The organism is Nocardia sp. NPDC059691, assembly GCF_042733915.1.
GTDB lineage: Bacteria > Actinomycetota > Actinomycetes > Mycobacteriales > Mycobacteriaceae > Nocardia > Nocardia sichangensis.
Genome location: NZ_JBHWFB010000001.1, coordinates 582942 through 605658, shown reverse-complemented (window position 1 = coordinate 605658; position 22717 = coordinate 582942). Strand labels below are relative to the sequence as shown.

The 22717-nt window shown below is 66.1% G+C and carries 1 protein-coding gene (running past one end of the window); it reads left to right on the top strand.

Annotated elements, in window-relative coordinates:
* On the top strand, positions 1-22717 hold the 3' portion of the coding sequence (locus ACFV2O_RS02735) for a LuxR C-terminal-related transcriptional regulator (protein ID WP_379250156.1). Its footprint begins 8738 nt before the window's first position; 22717 of the gene's 31455 nt are visible here — the last part of the coding sequence; its start codon lies off the left edge, out of view; the stop codon is at positions 22715-22717.

Sequence of the window (22717 nt, the reverse complement as noted above, 5' to 3'; positions counted from 1 at the left end):
CGACGACAAAGGCACCCCCAACCCGCACAGTTCCGGCCATATCACCGGCGAGAACCAGCCCGCCGCACCCGAAAGTCCCGTGCCGCCCGAGGACGAGTCATTGGTGCAGCAGTTGCTCGCCTCCGTCGATCCCGGACTGCTGGAGTTGGTTCGCGAGGGCGTCGCGTCCGAACGTGATGCCGCCATCCTCGATACGGGTGTGGCCGCGGAACCCGCGGACGTGGCCCGCTTCCGGAGACTGGACGACATGCTCGGGCACCTCGACGAGCTGCGTGCGGTGCTGGGTCGAACGGAAGAGACCGTCGCATCGGATCGACTCCGCCCGCTGGTCCACCATTTCCATGCCGCCGCGGAGTGGCTGGCGGCCCTGATGGACGCGCACCATGCCACCGACGGCCAGGTGTACCCGGGCGTCGAAGACCAGAAGCGGCTTGCGGTGGAGGCCGTGAACCGTCACCGAGCGGCTGACGAACGGGTCGAGCAAGTGTTGGCCGAGTTGCGCGACGCGCCGACGGAGGCCCGGCCGAGTCTCGGTTTCTTCAGCCTACTGGCCACTGTCGACCTGGACGCGCTCCGGCTGGTGCGCGAAGGCATCGCGGCCGAACTCGATGCCGCCACCGAAGACACCGCGGCGACGGACGCGGACAGGGCACGTAATCGGAAGTTGCAGCACATGCTCGGCCACCTCGATGAATTGGTGGCCGCGATGCGGCAGACGAATACGACCGTTCCCCGAGAACGCCTCACGCTGCTGGTCCACCACTTCGATGCCGCGAAGGAGTGGCTGGCCGCGTTGATGGACGCGAACAACGCGGCGAGCGGGCAGGTCTATCCGGACCTGTCCACGCAGATCCGGATGGCGACCGAAGCGGTGAACCGCTATCACTCAGCCGACACCCGGGTTACCCAGATGCAAACAGCGTTGGGCCCGCCCCAGCAGAACGATGTGGAGGCTGGACCGGCCGAGTTCGCGGCACAAGACGGTCCACCGCAAACCGATGTACCCCGAGAACGACTGGCCGCGTATGTCCAGCTCGGAGAATCCCAACCGGGGACGCCCGAGCACGAGCGGCTGGCCGCCGACAAAGCTCGACTCGACGCACTCGCCCACCGTTGGCTCACACTGGAGCTGGCGGTCCTCGGCTTGGAGCATCGGCTCGCCGACCCGGACCTTTCCCCCGCCGCTGTCGCCGAGCTGACGCGTCGGCGCGACGACCTGCGCGCCGAGCGCGACCGCGCCGGCCGGGCACTCGCGCCGAGGCACACCGATCCGTCCGCTCTGCGCGGAACGCCACCTGGTGAGCGTGCCGAATTCATCATCCAGCCAGAAGAGGCGCGACTGGCATTCCAGGTGGTCAACGACCGCTACGGACGACAGGTCGTCACCATTCCCACCGGAGTGCGGGATACCAGCCCCATTTACTCCCGAGGAGACCTCGCGCGGGCGGTGGGCGACCAGAACCTGCATCAGCTCGATTCGTTGACCGAGGCTTTCGACCTCGTCGACCAGATGCCCGCCAAGGCGACCGCGATCGTGCGATTGCTGACGAAATTCAATACCGACACGGTGCTGGTACTGACGAAGGACAGCGGCGGCCCGATCATCGAGATCAACCCGGCTGTGGCCCAGTTGCGGCCGATCGAGCGCGCCACGAACACAGCGCGATTGGACACGATTCTACGAAAGGCCTGGGTCGCCCTGTTCGACGAGAACGGGGTCCTGATACCTCCCCCGCCTCCGAACGCGGACGACGACGGCGCTCCGTCGGCCGGCCCGAACAAGCCGAGTCCGACGCCCTGGCAGCAAGGCACGGCGCCCGATCCCCGCATCGCACCACCACCCGCGCCCCAACAGAACGGTACGCCTGATCCGCGTATCGCCACGCCGCCGAACTCCGCACAGGGGCAGCCCGAGCCGGCGAACCGTGCGCCGGTACAGCCGCAGCAAGTCGTGTGGCCCGAAGCGCCCCGCGAGCCCGAGGACGCCGTCCCCAACCCAGAGGCACCAGCCGAGCCGCAGCAGGCACCGCAGCCCGAACCCGTGAAATGGCCGGAGGCCGGACAGACATCGAGTTCAGCCGAGCGGCGGCCGGTACGAGTCGGGCCGGCCCCAGCGGACAAAGGTGACCCGGAACCACGCCGCCACGTCGAGTCGGATCTGGGCGCGGTTGCCGGCGTCAGCGACATCGGCGGCACACCCGACGAGCGACATCCGACGAACATGGATGCGTTCGCGATCGCCGTTGTCGATGTCAACGGCAAGCCGGTCGCCGTCGCGGTACTGGCGGACGGCACGTCCGCTTCGAGAGGGCATCGCGCGGCCCGAGGTGCGGTCGACGCTGCGCGTGACCATGCGGTCGAGGCGTTGTCCCAGATCGAAGCAGGAAGCGAATTCGTTCCGTCGACTATCGCCCAGGAGTCGACGGCGGCGGCACAGCAATTCGTGCTCGATCTGGCAGCCACGGAATACGCCGGACACGACAATCCGCCGGTGTGCACCATCGTGCTGGCGCTGATCGAGGAAGACCGGGTCACGGTGGACTGGGTCGGCGACAGCAGGGCGTACTGGCTCCCACTGGACGGCGGCCCCGCGAAGCAGCTCACCCGAGACGACTCCAATATCCCCGATCTGATGGACACGTTCGGCTGGTCCGAAGAGGAGGCGTCACGGTCGGCATTGGCCGAGGGAATCAATCGCGCGCTCGGCAGGAAAGCAATCGGAATGGAGTCCCACGCCAAGACCTTCGCGGACCTGGAAGGGGACGGTGTGGTCGCGCTGGTTTCCGATGGCGTGCTGGAAAAGTTCCCCACCGCGGATGATCTCGCGGATGTCGTCCGCCAGGCTTGGGCCGCGTCTCCCGGCGACCTGCTCGCCGTGTCCGCAGCCCTCGTACAACTCGGTTTCGACGCCGAGGCGAAAGACAACATCACCGCTGTAGCTGCCCAACGAGCCGAATTCCGGCTTGGTGGCAGCACTCCGTCCAGCCGTCCCGAGCAGCGATTGCGGCCCGGCGGCGGCAATCCGTCTCCCGGCCCGGTGGTGTCCTTTCAGGCCGTCGATCCGTTCGCACCGGAGCGTCCCGCACGCAAGCGCCACCGGACAACGACAAGCGGCATCGGACCGGACGGACTCGAGTGGGGCGTATTCAACTACAAGAACCCCGTCACCGACCAGCTTTCCGGAACGGGCGAACCCGAGGAACCCACCGGCAAATCGCAACCGGGGAGCGACGAAACCACCTCGCCCAACGACACCGCTGAGTCACCCGAATCCACACACAACGGGGACAACCAGCCCCCGGCCGCCGACAGTCCCGTACCGGAGTTTCGTCGGCCGAGCGACGAAGCTGTGGAGCTGTTCCACCGGATCCTCGATGCGGAGAAAGCGGATGATCCGCAGGCGCAGGAGCTGCGGGCCGAGGCGGAACGGCGCATCCCCGACGACGGGGAGCGTGCTTACGCCGAGCGTTACGTCGGCAATGAGCGCAGGGCCGCGGCGTTGGCGGCGGAGTTGGATATCACGCCGGAGCGACTCCGCGCTCTGATGACCGAGGAGCTACAACAGGCATTCAGCGGCGAGATCGTTATTCGGGTCAGAGCCGCGACTCTCCAGCGCATCATCGCCAGTCGCAGGTTCAAGACAGTCTTCGAAACCGCGGCTCGAAGCCTACTCGGGCGAACGTATTTGGAGCGCAGGGCGGAACTCGAACAGGAGCTGTTCGGTTACGCGCGTGATCTCGCGGTGGAATTGCGGCCGGTATACGCACGTGTCCGCACGACCCGTGGCTCGTGGGAGCACGAGGGCGATATGGCAGACGAGCACGGCGACGTGGACGTCGTACTCGAATCGGAGGTGGCGTCGAGGACGACGGCGAGCATCGGCAGTCCCTGGGGCGTGAAGGCCATCCCGAGCAGGGTCACCGATCCGCAGCCCGAGTCGTTCGCGGCCACCCCGAGCAACCATGGCGAGCTCGCCTACTTCGGACTCGAAGGCATCGACCGCGACTACGCCGGAGAGCGGTTCCTTCGCAACAGTTACATCGAGGCCCAGATCCACGGTGGTGTCACGCTCGCCGAGATCGCCCATGTGGTGTTCCATCGAGAGCCTCCGGACGAGGCATTACAGGCAGCCCTGGCCGAGGCAGGCATCCCCTGGTCGATGGCCTCCGAGTACTCGAGCGGCCCGCGACAGCAGTCGGAGGGGCACCCATCGGACAGCCCGCAGAGCATCCCGAGCGCCGTCGTAGCGAGTGCGCCGCAGGATGAGTCCGCACCTGCCGAATACGAGGTCGCTCCACCGCTCGTATCGGAGTTCTACAAGCCGGAGGCGGTCAGGGGTGCCGGGATCTGGAAGCCGACGGTCAGGGACGGGCTGTTCTACGGGCCGAACGGGCTGTACAACACCAACGGTCACGAGTATTTCCTGATCGGGGTCGCCCCGGAGGACATCCGGTCGGTGAACTACAGCGAGGTGTTCGACGCCATGCGGCGGGTGGGTACGCCGCACGGCGTGCTGTACAGCACCTATGACGACCCCGCCGATGGGCCGATAGCCTTCGGCTACTGGAAGATTCGCGACGGCGTCCTGAAGGAGTTGAACTTCACCAGTGGTACGTTCCTGGACGGTCCGAAGGACCTGGCGAAGCAACTGAAATTCGGTGCGCAACTCCGGAAATGGCTGCGTGCACACGACATCGATCCCTCGGCGGTCGAGGTCGTCCACGGCACCCTGCAAGGCAAGGTCTGGCGACCTTGGGTGGACGGGCCTGTGCCGTCCGTCGCTGAATTGATCGATGAAGCCGGAGCCCGGGCCTGGACGATATTCGGAAGTTCCGGCGATGGTTACTGGGTGGGCGTCGACAGCGTGGAGTCGTCCGCGAATCAGTTGTCGATCACGCTGACGCTCAACTTGCTGGAGGGCACGACCGGGAAATTCACTTGGATCCTCACCCGTACGAATGACTCGTACTCGGCGGAGGTTTCGAATATGGGCTGGGGCCCGTCCGCGACCGAACTCACTGCCGCGTTCGACGACCTACACACGAATTTGACCACCCCATGGCTGGCCGAAGCCGGTGTGCATGTGAGCGGCTCCGAGGCGCGGACGTCAGCCATCGAGCCCGGTGACGAGCCTTCCGGGAATTCAGAAGCTCCCAGCGCCCGTCCGGTACCTCCGTATCAGGGACCGGTGCGCCCCGAAGACGCGATGGAGAGCCGCCCTCGGAAAAAGCCTCGTCGAAACGACATCCCCGGCACCCTCACAGGCTACGGCGACGATGTCGGACTGGACGCCTGGGCACTCGGAAGGCCCGGACGGGACCGGCCCGAGCGGCTGGAGGTGGTGCGCCAGGAACTTGCGGAGGCCGAGGCGCGGCGTGATGAGGCGCGCGCGGAGCGCGACGACATAGCCGAACTGCTGGAGGTCGATCCGGCCGAATTGGTCGAGCTGACCCGCGAACGCGACGAATTGCGCGAAGAACTGGGCATCCCCGAAGACGCGACCCCGGATGAAGTGACCCAGCGCCTCGAGGCGGTGATCCTCGAGACGAGTAGCGGACCGGTCGATAACCGGTCGCCGGAGGACGCACGGCTGCTCCAGATCGCCGAGGAGCGGTATCCGCAGCTGAATACGGTGGTCGAGCAGGCCGAACTGGTAGCTGTTTGGGATGCGCACGCCGGGCGGCTCGCGGACGCCGTCCACGCGTATTCCCGGCGTGAGCAGACGCGTGAGTTGCGCGACAACCTCGCCGAGGACACCGCGGAGTTGCTGGACGGCTTGACGCCGGACTCGCCGCCGGAACAGTTGACGCGCAAGCGCGACGAAGTTCTCGACGAGCTGGCGATTCCGCCCGGTCTCGACCCGGACGAAGTGGCCACGCGGCTGGAGCAGATGATCGCCGAGGCAACCTCGCCCGCGGATGCCGATCGGGCCGGCGCAGCGCTGGAGCTCACCAGCCTGGTTGCACACGCCGTTTCGTTCCACGAGCTGAATGCGGAAGCCCAGCGTCTCGACAAGTTGGCCCACGACCATCTCGACAGTGCCCCGGAATCACACCCGGTCTCGGCAGTGCCTGTGGACGACGATGGCGAGAGGCAAGGAGATCGTGACGTCCACGTCAGGGCCGTGCGGCCGGAGCGGTTCGACACCCTGACCGTTGCGGAAAAGCATTTTGCCGCGATCACCGAATTGACCTCTGATATAGCAACTTTCGATACCGCGGAAGCGGCCGTCGAATTCGCGCGCGACCGGTGGAACCGCATTGTCGCCGGCCTCGACGAAAAGACCCTTCAAGCATTGCAGTGGGCGAAGGACCCGACCTCCGGCCTGTTCGGGTACAGGGCGATCAACGATTACGCCCGCACATCCGTAGGGGCCGACCGCGAGGATCCGGATCGCGTGCGACGCGTCGTTCGCGCGATGGGACTGATGCCGCTCCCCCACGACATGATGATCATGGTCCCGCTCGACCCGGATGCCGTCAGGGATCCCCAATCCCTGGTCGATGCGACACTGCCGATCGCCGAATACTCTCCCGCCGAGATCGGCACCATACCGTCCGACCGGCTTCGAGACAGCAACATCGGTTTCCTGCTGGCCCGAAAAGGCACGCCGGCCCTCTGGGTGGAATCGGTGCCGATCACCGGCAAACCGGAGCTGCTCATCCGGATCCCAGGCGCCGTCGGCCGAGTGACTTACGCGTTCGAAGCCGACGACACGGTGCGGGTGTACGGCTACCTCGATCAGGCTCTCAGTGACGGCGACGACGAGCGAACACCGTCGGCAGAAGTCCCGACTCGCGATGTTGTGCCGTCTGCGCAGGCCGAACCGAGCGCGATCGCGACCACCACGACCGAACGCCATGCGGCACGAGAGGACGTGGCCGCACGGCTCGGTGTCTCCACGGAGTCGCTGGAGGATCCGGCGGTGCTCATGAACGCGATCGACCGTCTCCAAGACCAGTTGCGCCTACTGGACGAGGAAGGTTGGCATCGATTGGCTACTAGTGAGCATCTCGCGCAGCTGCTCCTGTGGATCGGTCGGCGCATACCGGTGGCCGTCGAAATGGACAGGGCGGTGCGGGGGCTCAGCGAATGGGGTCCGGCAGCCAGACGTTCCGCCCGCTCGGATGCGGAGCTGGCCGACCTTCTCGGTTGGGCGAGGCTGCGTACCGACAGCCCGAACGCGGCGACCAACGACTTGCTGTTCGAGTTGCGCCGACTGGGCCGCGGGGCGGTCACGGCGCCGGAGATCGCCGGCCTCGTCGACGCGGTGTCGCGGCTGCTGGAACTGGAGTTCCGAGCCGATATGGTGGCCGACCACCTGATGTACCCGATCGGCAACCGGGCGGCGGTTCCCGGCGAGGTGGAGATGCCGACACCCGACGAGATCGAACTGGCCGAGGAAGCGTTGGCCTGGGCCGAACCGGGTGCGACCGCCGCGTGGATCATGCGAACCGATGACGTCCACAGCCCCGGCTTCGTCGCGGGAGAGATCTCCGAATGGTGGAACGACCTCGATCCGGACCAACAGGCCGCGATGATCAAGGTGCATCCGCGTGAGATCGGCGCCAGGGATCTCCTGTTCCCCGTATGGGCAGTGAACGAGGCGAACGAGCGGTCACTGAAACTTCTCATGCAGACTCTGCGTTCGCGACCGCCCGGAGACCTCAGTGCCGCGGAGCAGCAACAGCTGCGGTATGCGACACGCTTGTGGGACGGCTTGGTACAGGCCGAACGCAGGGCGAACGCCGGGAGCTATGTGTTCGGCGTGCCCCTGATGGCATTCGACCCCACGACATTGGTGAGCCGGGTCGGGCTCGAACTTCGTGCTCCCGGTTTGACACATGGCCGCTTCTGGCATGTGCGAGTGGGTCCCGATGACACGAACTGGGTAGATCAGCTCCTCGAACCCGGTCCGGCCGACGACGCCATGATGGTGGTCCCAGGGCGGCGCAGCGGGCCTCCTGTATTCGAACTGACGGTAGGCCCTCGAGGCATGGATGGCGAGCGGCTGTCCACAGGCGAGATGATGGATGCCGCGTTGGACGCGGGCCAGGCGGTGACCCAGTGGCTGGGCCTGCGCGGATGGCGCAGCGGCGAGCAGATCGCGAAGTTGCGGTCCGGCGTCCCGGAGCGGGTCTGGCATGCTCTCGCCGACAGCACCGGCGAGGTTCGGGTCGCGGTGCAGGTCAAAGGGACGACGTTCGGTGAGCGTGAGCTCACCGTCGAGGTCATCGACAACAACCCGGAAACCCCTACGCCGCAAGACGCTGCCGCGGTGGTAGAGGCCGACGACGGCGGCGTCGTGCTACTCGAAGAGGCCAAAAGCTTTTGGCTCCAGTTCGGCGAGTCGATGATTCATCGTCTGCTGCCACCCAACGTCCGGGCTTTCGAGGTGCTCGGGGAGCGATACATCCGGAACATGGGTGACGATCCGGGATTCATCTGTGGACGTACCGCACTCCGTCTTCTGGACATCTCCGAGTTCGACGCGCCCGGATTCCAGCGCGACCACCGGCCCCTCGGCCCGCTGCCATGGCCGAACGGAGTGGTCGGCGCCATCACCTCCAGGTATGCGCCGAGCAAATATGCCGCCGCAGCGGTGGGCCCGGCTGATGAATTCCTGGCGATAGGCATCGGTGTCGGAGAAAACCGACCGATCACCGAGCGCAGGGTTGCTGATGGGGAACCGCTGCCCTTCGTCAACGCTGACGAATGGACCTGGCTGCAAAGTGTCGGAAACGCTGATCTGATCCACGGCGGGGTGCACTTGGAACGGCTGGTGCGGGCCGTAAAAGACAGCGTCGCCGAAACTGTGGCGCCCTTCGTTCGAGCGCTGATCTCCGGTGCGGATTTCAGCGTCGAAATCGACCTGGAAGCGAACACATTCATCGCTCACCTGCCCGCCGATGGCTTGGACTTCATCGGGCCACCGATAGAACTGGTGCAGGGCGGTTTCGATGTGCGAGACGGCATCGTGCTGGCGGTGGCCTGGGCGCCAAGGCAGAACCCCCCTCCGGCCGGCGAACCGGCCCACCCCGAGAACGCGATGGATGACCCGGCCGTCGACGCGTCACCGCACGACCTCGCGGGGCCCCGCCTCGGGCAGACGCCCTGGAGCGCGACCGCTCCGCAGGCCGAACAGTCCGTGCCGGGTACCCCACCGCTCGACGACGCCGAGCCCAGCCGACCGACGCCGTGGAGCGCGACTGCTTCACCGGGCACGCCGCCCGCAGCGGATGCCACGCCGCTCGAACACGGCAAGCCCAGCGGATCGACTCCGTGGCGACGGGCCCCCCTTCAGCCCTCGGATAGCGCGGTGGATCCCCCGTGTGTAGTGGGAGCCTTCGCGGATGCCTGGGATCTCGGGTTCGACGTGCAGCACCCGGTCGACGTGGACGGGCCGGTTCCAGCAGCAGCGGTGTCCTGGCTGGCTGGGGCCCATCACAAGCGGTTCGACGGCGGCCTCGATGAAGTCGCGCAGTTCTTGGCCGGTCTGGAGCCCGGTGCGGGCATGCTGGTGAACGCGCGCCCGGTAGGTGCGGCGATCGGGCACATGTTCCTGCTGCACAACGACGGTCAACAGATCTGGATCCATGACCGGCAGGCACCGAGACCGAAGGCGATTTTCAACCCCGAGGATCTGCCGTTCACGGCGCAGACCACACATGCTCTGCTTTTGACCCGCCGCGATACCGGCAGCACTCTTGAATCGCGACAGCGCCAGCTGGGCGAAAATATCGTTCCCCCCGATCCGGACATCGCACGCGGGCGGGCTCTACGACCGCTCGATGCCGGCGCACTTCCCCCCGGCGACGGCAAACCCAGCGGATCGACCCCGTGGCACCGGGCCACGTCCAACTCGGCACGCGACGTTCCCGCTCGAAATGCCTCGGGGCCCTCACGTGGCGGTGAGAAGAGCAGTGACGAGCAAGAGGATCCGGCGAGTGATCACCCGGTGACGCCGACCGAAACCGCGGAACGCACCGCATCGCGGGAGGAGGACGCGTCGGTGCGGCCGGATGCCGAATCGATCGTGGCGGCACTGGAGAACGCGGACTGGTTGCCCGCGCGAACGCGGGAAATCTTGGGCAACCATCGAGAACCTCTGGCCGATGTCATCCGTCAACTTCCCGACGCACAACGAGCGACGTTGTATCACCGTTTCGTGCAGGAGCTTTCGGTCGAGGCGACCGCCGCTGCGATCGACAAGACCAGCAGCGCCACCAAGATGTTGCAGCACCGCGCTCTGCGCCGCCTCGGCGAGGTACTTCCGGTCGGGCGTGCGGTCGACCTGACGCCCCCAATGGGCGCTACCCGGTGGCGGACTGCGAGCACCCCTCAGCGGGCCGGCGACACTGCGGAACCGACTACCGACCCGGAACCGACTACCGACCCCGAAGCGGCCACCGACCCGGACGCGGTACTCGATGCGGAAATACGTGAACTAGAGCGCGCCCTGCACATCGAAACCGATGCCGAGCGCATGCTCTTGGCCACGCTGTACATGGAGGACAAGTTCCTACACCTCGCCATCATGGCGGATCAGGATCGGCCCGAACTTCTCTTCGGGCGCGCGGAGTGGCTGAGCTGGCTGGACGCCTGGCACTACGCGACTCAGCATCTCGACGAACCGCTGAGCGTGTCGTTCATCCTCGAATTGCACCGGAGGTTGGCGCGGCGGACCGCGCCGGATCACGTCCGAGCGGATGTGGAGGAAATGTGCCGCTCCTACAACGAGGCGGTCAGCGCCGGTCGCGACCCGTGGGAAGTCGCGACAGATCTACAGTTGTGGAGCATTTCGGGACACCACGGGATGGGCGATTACCACGGCCGGTTGTCCCGAATCCTCTTGAACTGGGCACTGCTGCGGGCCGGGCGGCCACCGAGCGCCATACCCGAATTCGATGAGGATCTGTTCACGTCGCGGCCGGACTGGGTGGAGACGGTCAGGGCAGGAAGCCTGCGCTATCGACTGTTGGCAGCAAAGCTGAAGCAGCTCGGTAGCGACGTACCCCCGGTAGTGCTGTTCGGCCTCGAACGCGGTCGAGAGCGCTACCAGCAAATGAACGGCAGGCGTTCTCCTTTCGTGCCGGGCGAACAACACGACGGCGCTGCCGCCAAGCGATTGCTGACAACCTTGCTGGCCGATGGCCCCCTCCCCGACATCGACGCGGTGAACGAGTATGCGGCCGAGCAGGGTCTATCGGCACCGGAAGGGCAAGCAGGTTCGACCGCCGGGCAGGCCGATCGCGCCGGGGCGGTCCACGACCCCGCGCTTCCTCCACGCCGTGACACCACCTACGCCGAACTTCGTGCCTGGGCCGCCGCGCTTTCCGTCGATGACGCGGATACGCTGCTCATCCGCGTGCACGCCGAAGCCATCGAGCATCTGAAGGCAGCCGAGCGTGGCGCGCCGCCGCCGGCGGCAGAAGCGCTCGCGACCGCACGAGCACTCAACATCCTGGTGTGGGAGCAAGCTCACCGGCTCAGGGCCGACACGCACCCCGGCCCCATCAACGACTATGCGACGCTGTTCGCCGTCAGCCGTCGGCTGGCCGCCCAGCTACCTGCTGTCCGAGAACTGACCGCGGCGGCAAGCACCGCCTTCACCGTGGCGGGAACCTTCGGCGCCACTGCGGCGCATCCCTCGGATGCGGACCGGATTTCCACTGTCCTGCACAGGTTCCCCGAGCATCTCGGCCGGGCGGTGGCCAAGATCGAGCGATCTTTCGATTCCGTGCCCTGGTCGGAGGAGTCGTCGCTCACGCCCGGAAATGTGTCGGTTTATGAACATGTGGGACTTACGAACGCGGCGGTTCAACAGATAGCGGAACTACGGCTGTATTTCGACGAAATCCGCGATTCGGAGGGCAGAAACTGGTCCGAGATGATCGACAGCCGCTTGACGTCGGCATCCGAACTCGGATTCGATCCCGAGTTCACCCGTGCCGTGGCGTCGCTGTCCACGGAGGCGGCGGCTTTCGCGCACGCGCAGGGCGGACCAGAACATGATTTCGCTCGCGCCGCGGCTTCCTATCTGCCTGTTCTGACCACGGCGATCACGCATTATGTGATGCGGACGCGTGATGCCGCACTCGCGCTCGACTTGCTCGAACGGGCCGATCGAGCCTTCGCCGAAACCGCCCGTCGCCTGTCTCACTGGCAACCGGCGCAGGACGCCGCGCGACGAATTTCAGCGGTGCACAGATCGATTGCCGGTTGGCGGCAGAAGTTGCCCGATTACGAACTGCCGAGGAAGATGCATGAAGATGCACTGATCATCCTCGCTCCCGAGGCGGCCTTTTTCCCAGCACTCGAGCAGACGCTGCAAGAGTTGCGCCTTGTAGGGACTTCGAGCACCACCGCAAGCCAAACGATGTTTCCGGCCGACCACACCGCTTCGACCGGTGATTCCGCCCCACAAGCGGAACAGCGGGTCGATGGTGGGCCGGCTACCAGGCGACGGACCGGGGAGTCCGACGGTGCGGACCGGAAACGCAAACCCGCCCCCGCCCGGCCCAAAGGTCTGATCGGGGGCGTCCCTGACCTGATGAATCCCTTGGACGACCGCGGCTCACCCTGGGATCGCGGCGGCCCGGTACCCAGGCACAAACGAGTAGAGCAGCTTGCCCAAACCCACGCCGACGGCGGCGGTTTCGCTCCCGGCAAGCAATCCGAACCGCCCGCAGACCCGGATCATCAACCGCCGCCCACAGCCACCGACACTCCCACGTCCAAGGGTGCGACTGCGCCAGACAGCCCTGGGGCGTCCCATCCGAACGCACCGGCAGTAGCCGCCCCCAACCGGTCGGCAGGGATGACACGCCGCGTCGCACCACCCGATTTCGCCGAGTTCCGCACCGCGCTCTGTACCGCGCTGGCAGCAGTGATGGAGCGGCCCGACTCGGAGCAGGCGATTGCCGAGGCCACCGCGCGACAAATGGAAGACGCGCTGCGCAAACTGACGCACGACCAGTTGGCGGTGCTGAGAAGCCTGAAATCCGGGGCATCTCTGGTCGAAATAGCCCGGGAGCGAAACAGCGGCTGGGAGTCGGTCGTCAGGAACGCCAACCAAGCCGTCAAACGTATCGTCCGGTCGATCACCAAAGCTCAGATGCGGGCGAACCCGCTTTCCCAAGCAATGGCCGAGGCCACACCGGAGCAAGTGCAGGAGGCGCTTCGTCGGCTCGGTCCCGCACGGCGCATCGTGGTGGGCCTGTTTCGGGACAGGCAACAGGTCGCCGACATAGCGCTGGCGCTGGGTCTCGAAGAGGCCACGGTCGAGCTGACGGTGGCCGGAGCCGTCAGACGAATGGCCAGGGAAATCGTCAAACTCCGAGGCGAGGACATCGAAACCGAACCGAAGTCGGTGGCACGCCCCAGCACGTCGACTCGGGCGAGTAACGAGCCGATCTCCGGCCTAGAAGCGAATCTGGTGGTCAAAGCTGCTCATCGCGATGAGCCGGTGGTACTGCAGTGGGCGGTCGAGCATTTCCTCGAGGGAAGGCAGAGACAAGTCGGCCGGCTGTTGTTCCTCGGTGGTGCCGGCGTGGAGGACGCCGCGGAAGCGACAGGCATGTCCGAAAGCGAGGTCGTGGACCTCTCCTTGGCGGCGCAGGCCACGCTGGCCGAGCATCTTTCCGAGCGATTCGATTGGTCGTTTCGAAACCGACAGCGTCTCGCCGCGACAGAGCCTCGAGCCTCGAGCGAACCTTCGCTCGACTCGGTCCCTTTCCTACGTGAAGTCCTCCACAGGTGGGAAGCCCTGAGCCCCGGCGAGCTCGCCGGAGCCGCGGACCGTCACGCCAGCCATCCTGGGCCGTTGCCGGCGTCGAAGCCTATAGGAACAGATCGATCTCGTACACGTCCGAACTCATCCGGCCATGCCGAGACCGGCTTGTCGGGCCGTGAGGTGGAAGTGCTCGGCTTGGCGGCACGGGGTCTGTCGGTCCGGGACATCGCGCAGATTTTGCAGATCACTCCCCACACAGCCGAGAGTCATTTGGGCCACGCGCGCCAGAAACTGGTCGGCAGCGGCACCCGGGCAGAGGCGATAGCCGAGGCCGTGCGCCTTGGGATCGTCGCCATCGGCGGGCCGGATAGGGACGGGTCCGGCACCGCGATGGATGACTCTGCCGTTCCCACCCAGCATCAAACGGAGCCGGAGTCGCGGCAGGCGGCGACACACACGACCGGGCCTGCAGCAGCGACGTCCACAGGTGACGCCACAGCCGGACCCGCCCGCAACCGTATGACCGATCGAGTGCCGGCGAATCCGCTGCCGGCGGGAGGTATGCCGGAGGACCGCGCGAGATTCGGCATCGATGCCCTCGGTCCCAAAGCATGGGAAAACCAGCTGGATGTGGTGCCACAGCCACCCGAGCAACCATTCGGCCCCATCCATGTGAAAGGCCCGAACCCGGAGGGATGGGGAATCGGAGGCCGACCTGACCGGCAAGCCGAACCACAGGCCGGAAATTCGGCCGACGCAAACCCTCCAGTCGACCGAACCGGGCCGGACGCACCGAACGAGATCGACCCCGCGACAACGACACGATCCCCGAGCACCCCAGCACCGCGCGGCATTTACAACCCAAGCGATGCCGAAGCAACCATGGCGGCCCGGCACTTGATCACCGATGTCGACTTCCCCGAGAAGGGCTACACCAGCTCGGTGGTCCGCAAGATGCTTTCGAGCGACGGGAAGATCAACATCTACAAGCCCGAAGCGGGGGCGGACAAGGAGGCCGAGAGCGCCAACCCCGAACTGGACACATACACCGCCAACGAGGTTGCAGCCTACCGTTTCAGCGAAATTGTCGGCTTCGGCCGAATCCCTGCGACCGCGCGCACCGAGGGAGTCAGCGGCCCGAAAGATCGCTCAGGGCCGGGAATGATCCAGCAGTTCATCGATTCCACACCAGGCGAGGTAATCGACAAGTATTCGGTCGTCCAGCAGCAGCAAGCGGCTGTCATCGATGCCACCATCGGCATGATGGACCGCCGGGGCAACTGGCGCACCGTCAAGCGCGGCGACCACCGCGACCTGGTCCTCATCGACCACGCTTGGTCGTTTCCCGCTTCCACCGATCCATTCGATATCGAGATCGATTCCCCCTTCGTCGCCGCCCACAAGGGCGAGCAACACCCACTCGAACCAGAGGTTCTCGAGGCCATGCGCAATGTGGACACAAACCACCTGCGTGCAGCGTTCGAAGACGCCGGTATGCACCCCAGTAGCGCCGACGGCGCCGTGGCCAGGTTCGTCAGGATTCGAGATCTGGGCTACATTCCCGACGACATCAAGACCGCCACCGACGCCAACCCGGTCGAATCCCCGGTGCCGATCGAGGCAGCGTGGCCGCAGCGGCGGCGCGGCGAGTCTCACGAACAGTTCACCGGACGTATCGATCGTGCGCTCGAGGCCGAACAGGCGGCCCAGGACGAAGCGCGCGAACAGCCTGAACCACCCCGGGATGTGCGCGGTTACTCACTCGGCCTCCCCTGGCGCAAGCCACGGCAGCCGAAGCGTCCGGGCCGGAACCGTGGGCCGGGTACCTGGTTCGCCATCGATCCGGACCTGCCCCCGGACGCGGATGCGCATGCCACCGGCCCACAGAAGCCACCCGCCGCACACCAACCCAAGACACCGACCGAACCCGCGGAGCGCACCGAGTCTCGGGCGGACTCGTCGGTCCTGCCGAATGCCGAAACGATCACCGCCGATTCGGAGAACGCCGCCGAAGCTGCCGTGACGGAGGAATCGGTTCGGGCCGCCGTCGATGCGATTGCGCCGCAGTGGCCGATCGCCGCGAGAGCGGCCGCGGCCCAGACGGCCACCGCGGTGGCGGCCGATGCCGCTCGGCGCGGGGCCACCCGGGCCGATGTCGAGGCACCGCACGCCGACGTCCTGCGGATTACCGTCGAACACGTCGGCGCCACCGACCTGTCTCCAGAAACCGTGCAGGCGTTGGAGCACGGAGCGACGACCTGGCGGTCCGAGTCATACGACACCGACAGCGGCCGAGTTGTTTTCGAACTCCACCTCAGCGGCGACGCGGTGAGCGTGCCCGAACGCGTGGGCGCCGCGGCGGATTCCGCTGACGATCCGGTTGTGGATACCCGAACGGTGCGGGTCGATCCGATGGGCAACGCATCGGCCACGGTCCGCGCATTGGCCTTCGTCATGATCAGCCCGGATATGCCCTTCTGGAACCACATCGGACCGGCGGTGGCCGAAGCGGCGGCACTGGCGGAGACGCTGGTGCGGGAAGTGAGTCAAGGCCGCCAGGTGGTGACGGCGACGGCGACGATCACCCGGTCCGGCCGGTGGACTCTGGAGGTCGCCGCTGACGGCGCCGAAACGCCGCGATCCGGTCGCACCGTTTATCGGCCGAGCGAGAGCCGTCCCCTGGGCGACAGCGTCGCGAACATCGTCGATCGTGCCGCCGCGGCTCTCGGTGAACGGGCCTCGGAATCGGAAGCCGGGCCCGCTCCGACGCATCACGATGCCGCCGAAGTTGTGGCCGATGCCGGCCCACTGCGGGTGGTCACTTGGAATTTCGCCGGCGCTCGCCGTTCGCGCTCGGAAGAGGCATTCGACTACATCCCTGATCTGCCGTATTTCGTCGACCGGTTGCCCGAGATCGGCGCCGAGATCGTCTTCTTCCAGGAATCGGAGGTCGGTCCGGACGGTTCGAACGCGCGGCAACTGGCGGGCATGCTCGGCTATCGGAACGTCCACGAGACCGTGATGTGCCCGTCGCACATGGATACGAGCAAGGCGATCAGCCTCGCCGTGTTCACCGATCTGCCGATCGAGGCCGCTCACAACATACTGCTGCCTGCCACGGGGGTGGAGCTGTCACTCGGGGGCCGAGTGCTGGAACCGGACGAGCAGTTCGACCGTTACGCGCAGGCCGTCAGGATCGCCGGTATCTGGTTTGTGAACATCCACCCGACGCCGCTCGGTTTCTTCGGCCGCAGCTATGAGGAGAACGATGTCGAAGGCGCTGCGCATGCCAGGGCTATCGAGCAGCTGCTGCGTTCCCTGGCGGATGGTCTGCGTTCCCTGGCGGATGGCCCGGTCGTCTTCCTCGGCGACTTCAACACCGATGACCCGCGCTCGGTATACCGGCCGCTCATCGACGAGTTGGGGCTGACCGCCGCGCTCGATCCGGCGACCGCGACCGTGCCGTGGGGCGGCGCGCCGGACCAAGTACTCGCTACCGCGGACCTACGAACGGCCAACGGCCACATCGTGATGACCGAAACCGACCACTACCCGGTGGTGGTCGACCTTTCGACCGGGACAACCCAGCAGGCGAGACCGCCCGCGCCGCGCCCAGAAGGTACCGGCCCCGCCGCGCTGGGGCTGGACGTTCCCGAACGGAAGGCCTCGGGCATCGGGACAGTACCGCCCCCGCACGGACAGCGCTTCGACCTCGGCATGGTCCACGCTGTCGGGCCGAACGTGGGGCCGGACGGGCATGCGTTCCATCAGCCAGGTCGCCGACGAGAACCTACGTCGGAAGCGCAGAACACGGCGGCGACCGATACCGAAACCCTCCATGACGCATCTCGTTCGGCAGGCGGCACCGGGCAGCCCGGTGAACGCGAGAATACCCACGGCGGCATTCGGATCACCCCGGCCGGCCTGGTAGTCCCCGCTGACCCGACCAACAAGCTGATCGTGCCCGCCGCGCACGTGATACCGGCGGATCCGTCGCTCGAAGAACTCATGGAGCGGTTGCGTCCGTGGAAGGAGATCTTCTGGTACTTCTGGCAATTCCCGCTGCCTCGCGAGGGTGAGCTGTCCGGCCGGGAGTGGATCGAAAGCGCTGAGCGAAAAGCATGGATGAGGAGGCGAGCGATTCGGCGGGCTCCGCTCTATGCGGGGGTCGACGCGGCCGTACGGTTGACACTCGCAGCCGAGAGGCTGCTGAAGGCGCCCAATGCGACTCCGGGACCCGCGACGCTCCAGCAACGACGGGTCGTTCCGGGCCGCGGGGAAACCGAGGTCGAGAAGAAGCGGACCATACGGGCGGACGCGCCGGTCCGCGAGTCGAATCGCGCCGATCTGGACGAGATGACGATCTTCGAGAAGTTCTGGCGGGGAGTGTCCGGAGATGAGCTTCCCCAGACCAAGCAGATTCGCCGGGGAGAAATGGCCTACGTCGGGGGCCGCCTGCTGCGCGCAGAGGGACACAATCTCATGGTGGCGGGGCGGTATGCCGAAGGCTACAACCTCATGGTCGCGGGACGGGATCCCGTCCTCACTCCGGAAGAGTACGCATTGTGGCTGATGTTCAGCCACGACGCACTGTGGACCGTGCACTATCCCGGCTGCCGAGAACTGGAACCGCAGTCCCCCGACTTCCTGCTCACGCGCTACCTGACCGTCGCCATCTTCGACAAGATCGCCTCCAAGCCGCTCGAAGTGCAGTACCTGGACGATGTCGTCCGACCATATTTGCGCCGTCACGGTGTAGCAGCCAGCCGGGTCCTGCTCCACGAACTATCCCATCACCTGCCGAACTCATGCCGATCCACAATCGAGCGGCTCGGCACCTGGGCACTCAGAGGCCTCGGCCGCAGAGTCGGCGCCGAGGTCAAGGACCACCTGGACAGCTGCGCGGTATGCCGAGACGTCACCGCGGTACTACCACCGGCGCGCAGCAGCCACGGCGGCCGCAAACTGATCGTTCCGCTCGGCCGAGCGGGAGACGGCGCCGCCGAGTACCACCCTGCCCATCCGTCCAGCCCGCGAGCCCTACCCGATGCGGCTACCCCAGTCGGGGCCGCTGACCAACCACAGCAAGTAGTGCCGGAAGGGACCACCGACAGCGAGTCGCAACTCGAGTGGCTCCGCAGAAGCTCGGTCGAAGGTGATGCGGCGGTGGCCCGGATCCGCAACGGCGTTGGCTCACCGCCTACGCCCGGCGCGGAGCCGGCGCCCGGCGATGGGCCTATCGAGGGCCGTCCCGGGGTGAGTAGCCCTTCCGCGCCACCGGTCGACCCGGGAGGGCAGGCACGCCGCCAGAGGACCGTTGGGCGCGCGCATGCGTTCCGTCCGGGCACCGATCCGCGGGCGACCTTCGATCCGGCTGTGGTGCTGGATCTTCCACCGCAACGTGCCCGTGGTCTGGATGGGCTCGGTTTCGGTCCGGACCCGGCGGTAACGGATCCCTTGGGCGGCCTGCGGCGCGGTGTGCCCGCCGGCGTGGTGGCGCATGCCGCGAATCCAGGTGACCCGAACGGCGGCGCGTTCGGCGACGGACGAAGCGAAGCCGAGCGAATCGCCCGCGCCGCGCTGTCGACCTTCCGCGTCGAGGCCACATTCGACGGCCTCAGGGATTGGGCCGCACGCCTCTCCGACGACAACCTTCGCAACCTGCTGGCCATGTTCACCCACACGATCACCGAGCGGATAGCGGCCATTCATCGCGGCGATCCGGCACCGGTGACCGACCATGTGATCAATCCCGCACGCCTTTTGGGCGCGATCGTAACGGAAGCGACTTTCCGCTTCAGCGACAGTGTTCCTGCTACCACCCCGACCACTTACCGGGAGTTGTTCGCTATAGCGCCCTGGCTGCAAGCGAACCGACGCACCGTTGCCCACCTGCACAGCGCCATGACCGCCGTGCTCGACGCCGCATACGCTGTAACCCGCACGTCCACTGCGCACCGCTGGTCTGTGGGTGCGGGGCAGCATACGGTCCCGGCACATGTCGCGGAAATAGCACGCCATATCGAGGAGGCCGACCAGCCCGGCATCCGGCTCGAGGAGAGTTCGTTCCCGCCGGGTGACGCCCTCGTTCCGGAACATTCGCGGCTGGTGGAGTCCTTCCTGGGGGACGGGGTGCGCGGCGGGACGGTGGCTCGAATGGTCGCGGACTGGGCCTATGTCATGGACGCGCTGCTACAGCCGCGATCCGGTGAGGCCCTCTCACCGAGGTATGAGGCAATCTTCGAGTCGCTGCCCATCCACGCCGCTGCGCTCGATCGGGCGCGAACCGGCTCGGACCGACTGTTCGCCGCGACGATCGCCACTGCCCTTCCTGATCTGCTCGATGCGGCGTTCTACCTACTCCCCACGAGCAATTCCGCCCTGGGGCTGGATTACCTGAGGCAGGTCGACGACCTGCTGGCCGACGCCACCACTCGCTTCACAGACAACTTTGCCATCTATGCGCTCCAGGACGCCGCCGACAGCGTACATAGACTGTACGAAGACATCGTCGTCGCGCATTCCCGCCGTCCGCTCGAAGTTCGAGCGCGGCAAATGCATGAAATCCTGTCGGACTATTTCAGCGACGAATTGGACTCCGCCCTCAACCTGTCATTCCGCTGGGGAGTACGGGCGCTGTGGGGACTGGGCAGTCAGAGTCCGGGGATCGACTACGCTCGCGAGTGGCACCGTCTGGACGCCGACCTACCGTGGGACTGGCGTACCACCGCTGACGAACGCGCACACGCAGCAACCGCACTCGACTTGCTGCAACAAGTCCACGGTTCGGAGGCCGATATTCGGTCATTGCTGCGCCACAGCGACTCCCCTGATCTGTTCGATGGCGTGTTCGACAGCGTCGGGAAGAACATGCGCTGGTGGTACAAACTCGGAAGATGGACCAGCGGGCACGTACCGATCGGCACTTTGTTGGCGGGAGCCACGGACTTTTCGGTGTCGCAGATGCAATTGGCGGTGCTGAGACAGTATCCCCACCTCATCGGGGCTGCCGCAGGCATCGAGTATCGAGCCCGCGATCTGGCGAATCGGCTGTCGCTCGCCCGTGACCTCGAGTCTCCCCGGGTCGCGCCCGAGCGCCGACTCGAACTCGCCGTGCTCCGCGACGAGTTGGCAGAACTCAGACGCGGTGCCCACGGACTCGCCATCCCCGGATCCAGTTCGCCACCCGTACTGCTGGTCTCCTACGATCCCGTAGCGGAAGGCGGCACGGGCCGAGCTGTCGTCTCGATCGGCGAAGCCGACAGCGCGTCGTTCACGGCGTTCAACGTCACCGGCGCCGACACACCTGTCACCGATCTGTCGCACTGGTCGGTTCGCGCCTGCCAGCAGTACGAGAAGGCGCGGGAGCACGCGCCCCGCGACGCCCGCGTAGCGATCATGTTCACTGTCGGCCCACCGCGTGGGGTCGCCGCGGGTTCGCATACCGCGGAGCCGCACGCTGTGGCAACGGACAACGTCGTGGCGGCCCGAGACGTAGCCGGGGACATCGTGGCGCGGGAACTCATCGTCTATGACGCAACCCGCGAATTGGCCCTCGACGACCGCGACGACAGCTGGTCTCACGCGCTGCGACTGTTCACCGTGATCGGGCACGGCGACGGCATCGGTGTACTGCGCTCCGCCACCGATACTCTGCTGCTCAGTCGAGCCGTGGACCAGATCGTTCTCGTCCCCGGCTCGTCCGGCGACCGGCTACTCACCGCCAGTCAGCTCAATATCGGCACCGAACATGTGTACACGCTCAACCCCCACCGCGACCAGAACGGGGATCCGAACACCATAGGGTTGATCACTGTCGGACAAGACGCCGACATCGAAACCGCGCCCGACGTCTCCAGCCGATCAACTGCTCCGCTGATCGAGACGCCCACCGCCGTCCGCGATCTCTCTCAGCTGCTCTCCGCGCACGAATACCGACCGCTGGAGGGCAGCCGGGGATCGACCATGACTCGCGACGAGGGCCTGGCGGTGTACCGAGCAGCGCAACCACTGCTCCACGATGCGCTGTCGGGGACATATAACACGACAGTCGTCCTCGAAGACCTCGGCTTGGTCCTGCGCATCGGTCACTCCGGTACCGGCAGCTACGACCCACGTTTCGGCCCCGAACACAGAACCCTCCCCGCCATCTCTCGATACGTTCGGAACGCACCTCAACTGCTGCAAGTCGTCACCGGCCGCATGCCGGACGGGCGCGTCATCGACGAATCGGCGCCGATTCTCATCGAAAGGCTCGCGCGGGGAACCAATCTCGCCGAGACATTCCGGCGAGCCGACGCGAGGACAATCCGATCCCATCATGGTCTGATACTGCGGACCTTCGCGAACATCCACGAGCAGCTACGCGCGATGCCGGAGGACCATCCGCTGCTGGCTCAACTGATGCCACCGGGCGTCCGGAAGGGGGACACCGGCGGATGGTACTTGAACCATATCGATTGGTACACAGAGAATTTCTATCGACCGCACTATGACCAGTTCGGTCGCCTATTCGATGAGTTCGGCCTGCTCCCTGGAAATCCTTTCGAGCCCCTGATCGATGATGCTCGATTGATGCGGGACTCCCGCCACCACATCCTGCACGCCGACCCGAACGAGGGAAACTTCCTCATCAGCAACGAGCTCCACGTAACACTGCTCGACTGGGAACTCGCCGTCACCGGTCCGAGCGCCTACGACTGGGCCCGGTTGGGCCATCTCATTTCCGGGATCGAGGTGCCCCGCGAACTCGGTGGCCCCGACATGGTCAGATTCGCCCGGGTCGAAAAATTCAAGCGGGTCATGAACGACACCGTCAAACTGGCGCCGCTCGCTGCCGCCGGACTACTCACTCCTCAACTGATCGAATTCATCGACACCGAATTCACTGAGGCCGTGATCCAGGTACGTCAGCTATCCGGTCATACCCAGCTGCTGCCGCCACGCGCGCAACTCGAAATTCTCCGCTCATGGCGACCGTGA